This window comes from Roseicella aerolata, from assembly GCF_020523605.1.
Taxonomy (GTDB): domain Bacteria; phylum Pseudomonadota; class Alphaproteobacteria; order Acetobacterales; family Acetobacteraceae; genus Paracraurococcus; species Paracraurococcus aerolatus.
Window position 1 is genome coordinate 1 of sequence record NZ_JAJAQI010000117.1, and the last position, 3,837, is coordinate 3,837.

5 protein-coding genes are annotated in these 3,837 nt (G+C 70.2%); 4 read left to right on the forward strand and 1 reads right to left on the reverse strand.

The window, feature by feature from the left end:
- The first annotated feature begins 216 nt into the window (after positions 1-216).
- Positions 217-1,122 carry an MBL fold metallo-hydrolase gene (locus tag LHA35_RS27915; protein ID WP_456316098.1) on the forward strand — a complete coding sequence of 302 codons (906 nt, stop codon included), beginning with the start codon at positions 217-219 and terminating at the stop codon, positions 1,120-1,122.
- Between the two features lie 168 nt (positions 1,123-1,290).
- Positions 1,291-1,794 carry a copper chaperone PCu(A)C gene (locus LHA35_RS27920; RefSeq protein ID WP_226614570.1) on the forward strand — a complete coding sequence of 168 codons (504 nt, stop codon included), beginning with the start codon at positions 1,291-1,293 and terminating at the stop codon, positions 1,792-1,794.
- 153 nt (positions 1,795-1,947) lie between these two features.
- Here the strand turns inward: LHA35_RS27920 and LHA35_RS27925 are convergent, their stop codons facing one another.
- Positions 1,948-2,634: a glycine zipper family protein gene (locus tag LHA35_RS27925; protein ID WP_226614575.1), complete on the reverse strand. Its 687-nt coding sequence runs from the start codon at positions 2,632-2,634 to the stop codon at positions 1,948-1,950.
- A 260-nt stretch (positions 2,635-2,894) separates the two neighbouring features.
- On the opposite strand from LHA35_RS27925, the gene LHA35_RS27930 reads away from it, so the two are divergent.
- Complete coding sequence (locus LHA35_RS27930; protein WP_226614581.1) at positions 2,895-3,347, forward strand: hypothetical protein; 453 nt, start codon at positions 2,895-2,897, stop codon at positions 3,345-3,347.
- Between the two features lie 58 nt (positions 3,348-3,405).
- Positions 3,406-3,669 (forward strand): GDCCVxC domain-containing (seleno)protein, encoded by a 264-nt coding sequence (locus tag LHA35_RS28905; RefSeq protein WP_338051017.1) that lies wholly within the window; start codon positions 3,406-3,408, stop codon positions 3,667-3,669.
- Positions 3,670-3,837 lie beyond the last annotated feature (168 nt).

A 3,837-nucleotide genomic window follows, 5' to 3' on the forward strand; every position in this document is an offset into this window, starting at 1 on the left:
CCCGCCGTGATCGCCCCCAGATAGGCCGCGAACCGCGCCTCGCCCGTCCTCGGCCGCCTTGTCTGCCTCTCTACCATCCCCCACATATAGGAAGACCGGAAAGCTTTGACACAGTAAGAATAGGAGGACACCCTCTTGCACCCGGCATCCAGCGGCCGGGCAGCCGCTGCCTGCAATCGGCTCCCCAGGCAGCAACGCACCTGCAAGGAGATGACCATGACTGACCACCATCCGGTGGTGACCGGCTTCTACCACGAGGACACCAACAGCATCGCCTACGTGGCCGCGGACCCCGCGACCGGGCGCTGCGCGATCATCGACCCGGTGCTCGACTTCGACCGCGCCCGCCGCGGCACCCACACCACCTTCGCCGACCGGATGGTGGCGTTCGTGCGGGGGCGGGGACTGACGGTGGAGTGGATCCTCGACACCCACCCGCACGCCGACCACTTCTCCGCCGCGCCCTACCTCAAGGAGGTGTTCGGCGCGCCGACCGCCATCGGCGAGCATGTCGTCACGGTCCAGAGGATCTGGAAGGAGATCTACAACCTCCCCGACTTCCCGGCCGACGGCTCGCAATGGGACCGTCTGTTCAAGGACGGCGAGCGCTTCCGCATCGGCGAGCTGGAAGCGGAGGTCATCTTCTCGCCCGGCCACACGGCAGCCTCCATCACCTATGTCAACGCCGACGCCGCCTTCGTCCACGACACGCTGTTCATGCCGGACGGCGGCACCGCCCGCGCCGACTTCCCCGGCGGCGACGCCCGCGCGCTCTACCGCAGTATCCGCCGCATCCTCGAGCTCCCGCCGGAGACCCGCCTCTTCACCGGCCACGACTACCAGCCGGGTGGACGGGAGCCGATATGGGAGTCGACCGTCGCCGAGCAGCGCGAGCACAACATTCACCTGCGGGGCGGCGTGACCGAGGATGCCTTCGTCCGGACGCGCGAGGAGCGCGACCGGACACTCTCCCTCCCTGGCCTTCTTCTGGACGCGCTCCAGGTCAACATCCGGGGCGGGCGGCTGCCAAAGCCCGAGGCGAACGGCGTCTCCTACCTGAAGATCCCGCTGAACTACTTCCGCGAGACCGGCTGCGCGGCCATCCGCGCGCCGAAGGACTGAGCGTCCCCATGGAGAACCTCGCCCCCGCCTCGGCCGCCCTGGGTGGCGCGCTCACCCAACCCGGATATGGCAGTTTTGCTGGTGGCTTGCTGCAATCTCTCAAGGTTATCGGAAATGGACGGTGCAATGCCTCTGCTCACCCATCCGCGCCGACTGCTTGCAGTTTGGATGGTCCTGCTCCTCGCTGCTGCGCCATCCTGGTCCGCGGCCGCCCAGGAGGCGCGTGGCAGCGCAATCGAGATTGAGCGCGCCTGGACGCGCGCCACCGGCCCGACAGCGCAGACGGCGGTCGCCTACGTCGCGGTCCGGAACCGCGGCGCGGCGCCGGACCGGCTCGTCTCCGCCTCCTCGCCCGAGGCGCGCGCGGTCGAGATGCACGAGACCACCATGGAGGGCGGCGTCATGCGCATGCGGCCTGTCGAAGGCGGCATCGTCGTCCCGCCCGGCGGGCTCGTGCGCCTGGAGCCGGATGGCGGCGGCGTTCACCTGATGCTGGTCGGACCGACGCGTGCCTTCGCCCGGGGTGAGCGTGTACCGCTCACGCTGACCTTCGAGCGCGCTGGGGGCGTGCAGGTGGAGATGACCGTCGAGGCTGCGGGCGCGCGCCGCCCGGCCGCGGAGGGCGGCCACGGACACGGCGAGCACACGCCGGGCTCCCGCCCGCGGGGATAGGCGGGAAAGCCTGCTCCGCCGCACGACATTCCTGGCGGCGCCGCGTCAGCCGATGACCGCAGCCACGGAGGCGGCTACTTCGACAGCAGTCGCGGCCACTTCGCCCAGCGGGGCCGGAGTGTAGCGCCTCTCGTACCGGGCCTGAGCCCTGCCCTAATGGCGATGACGGTGTCCCCCGAAATGACGGTGGCCGCCGAAATGGTGATGACCAAAGTGGCGATGGCCGAAATGGTGGTGATGGCCGAAGTGACGGTGGCGATGGCCCCAGCCGCCGCCGAAGAAGCCGAAGGACACGGAGGGGCCGCCGAGGTAGGGGCCGTAATAGGGCGGCGCAGCCCAGTAGGATGGGGCACCGTAACCGTAGTAGGTGCTCGGCGGGTAGGAGTATGTGCCTGCCACGGTCGTCGGCAACTTGTTGCCGCTTGCCGCCATGCATTGCAGGTAGGCCGTATCGTATCGCTGCTGGAGGCCGCCCGCCGAGGCCTGCGCGGTCCCGGCGCCGACGGCGGAGCCCGCCAGCAGGCCGCCCCCGGCCCCGATCGCGGCGCCTGCCCCGGCGTTGCCGCCCGCCGCCCCGAGCAGGGCACCGGCGGCGGTGCCGAGCACCGTCCCGACGGCGGCGCTGCCGACCGCGCTCTGGTTCGCCGCCTGCTGGGGCGAGCCGCCGCCGATCTGCTGCTGCGCGTGGCTGCGGCAGGCGAAGTCCTCGCGCTGGAACTGCGCGAGGTCCTTGCCCTCTGCCGGGACCACCCAGACGCTGGGGCTCGTCGGCGGCGTGACGGTGCAGGCACCGAGGGCAACCACCCCGGCGAGTGCGGCGGACGGCCTGAAGCCCGGCATGGCGGCGTTTCTCCGGCCCGCTTCACGGCCGCCCGTAGCCGGGCGGGCTCCTGGGAAAAACGTCCTTGCCGACCGTGGGTTTGGCATAGCGCAGCGCTGCCACTCGGACTGCCACCTCAGCTTGGTTGCAATCCGCTCTAGGGTCCTGCGCCCTGCCCCGTAGGATGCCACCTGCCAGCGCGTCGGCAGGGGTGGGCGGGGCCAGTTGACCCGGTCCCGTACTGGTCCGACAGTGCGGACAGGAAGACAGGGAGGATGCCATGACCGCGCCCATGCGCGCCCTGCTCGGGTTCATTGCCGCCGCGCTCTCCGTGCTGACCTTCCACCAGGGCGTGTGGGCCGTGCTCTACGCGCTCGGGATGATGCCGCGCGCGCCCTACCCAATGACCCCGGTGCCGCCCCTCGGGGTGCCCCTGATCGCCAGCCTCTGCTTCTGGGGCGGGCTCTACGGCCTCGTCTTCGGGCTGGCGCTGCCCCGTCTGCCACGGGCGCCCATGTGGCTGCTGGGGCTCGGGCTCGGCCTGCTCGCCGCGCTTGTCGGCTGGTTCGTGGTCGCCCCCCTGAAGGGCCAGCCGGTGGCGAGCGGCTTCGACCCCGCCAGGATGCTGGTCTCCATCCTGATCAACGGCTTCTGGGGCATCGGCGTCGGCGTCATCCTTCCCTTCCTGCTGCCCAGGGGCGCGGGGCGCGCCTGGTCCGTGTCGAGGGGCTAGCCGCCGCACCCGGATCACCACGGTCAGGGCAGCATCTTGTTCGCGCTCGACCAGGCCGATGCGTGAGGACCCGATGATCCTGGAATCGACCATCACCTGCCCGGCTTGCGGCACGGCGGAGACCGAGACCATGCCGACCGATGCCTGTCAGTTTTTCTACGATTGCACCGGCTGTGGGGTTCTGCTCCGTCCGAAGCCCGGGGACTGCTGCGTGTTCTGCTCCTATGGCACTGTGCCGTGTCCGCCGGTCCAGGCCGAGGGCGGCCTCACTTGCTGTCGCGCCGCGACACCGCCCGCGCCATCACCGGCGGACCCACGCTGAAAGCCGCGCATGGGAGGAACCCTGCTCGGTGCCACAGGCGATAGCCTAGTGTCCGTCGTCGAATGCTTTGAGACAGAGCGGGCTTTTGGCTAACGGAGGCTCTGGCTCATCTGGTTGGTGAAATTAGGCGGCTTGGGAGTGGTGCAGCAAGCGCCGCTGCTGGATGGT

Excerpts from the sequence above, each read along its gene's own strand:
- LHA35_RS27915 (WP_456316098.1), top strand. The coding sequence starts at position 217 with ATGACTGACCACCATCCGGTGGTGACCGGCTTCTACCACGAGGACACC.
- LHA35_RS27920 (WP_226614570.1), top strand. The coding sequence starts at position 1,291 with ATGGTCCTGCTCCTCGCTGCTGCGCCATCCTGGTCCGCGGCCGCCCAG.
- LHA35_RS27925 (WP_226614575.1), bottom strand. The coding sequence starts at position 2,634 with ATGCCGGGCTTCAGGCCGTCCGCCGCACTCGCCGGGGTGGTTGCCCTC.
- LHA35_RS27930 (WP_226614581.1), top strand. The coding sequence starts at position 2,895 with ATGACCGCGCCCATGCGCGCCCTGCTCGGGTTCATTGCCGCCGCGCTC.
- LHA35_RS28905 (WP_338051017.1), top strand. The coding sequence starts at position 3,406 with ATGCGTGAGGACCCGATGATCCTGGAATCGACCATCACCTGCCCGGCT.